Raw genomic sequence first — 540 nt, forward strand, 5'->3', positions numbered from 1 at the left:
AGTTTCTTGTCGATGAGCGTTGCCGATGACCTTCATCGCGGCGCCGTAAGACCGCAGTAGATCAGTCACGATGACATGTGGTGGACCAAAGCGCTTCATTGTTTTTCTGAGGAATTTCAACGCCGCTTTGCGATCCCGGCGCTTGGTGACATAACTTTCAAGCACCTCGCCCTCGTGATCCACGGCCCTCCAGAGATAGTGGGTTTCACCGTTGATTTTTACGAACACTTCGTCCAAATGCCATTGCCAATTCGAATGAGCTCGAAGGTGCTGAACCCGTTTTCTTCGGATCTCAGCCGCGAACAACGGGCCGAACCGGTTCCACCAAAACCGCACAGTCTCATGGCTAATTTCGATCCCGCGCTCATGCAACAAATCCTCCACATTCCGGAGTGACAGAGGGTACCGAACGTAAAGCATCACTGCCAGGCGGATGATCTGCGGGCTCGTCTTGAAGTACTTGAATGGGTCGCGTTTTGTCATCCTGCGACGCTAGGCGTTCACCCTGCCCGCCTCAACCGGTTTTCTTCTGACAGTGCC

General features: G+C 53.7%; 1 protein-coding gene. It reads right to left on the reverse strand.

Annotated features, from left to right (window positions below):
- Positions 1 to 483: IS6 family transposase (locus AB9F29_RS21305; RefSeq protein ID WP_369757179.1), on the reverse strand; the 483-nt coding region annotated here is incomplete at its 3' end.
- Positions 484 to 540 lie beyond the last annotated feature (57 nt).

The organism is Falsihalocynthiibacter sp. S25ZX9 (assembly GCF_041205405.1).
Classification (GTDB): Bacteria; Pseudomonadota; Alphaproteobacteria; order Rhodobacterales; family Rhodobacteraceae; genus Falsihalocynthiibacter; species Falsihalocynthiibacter arcticus.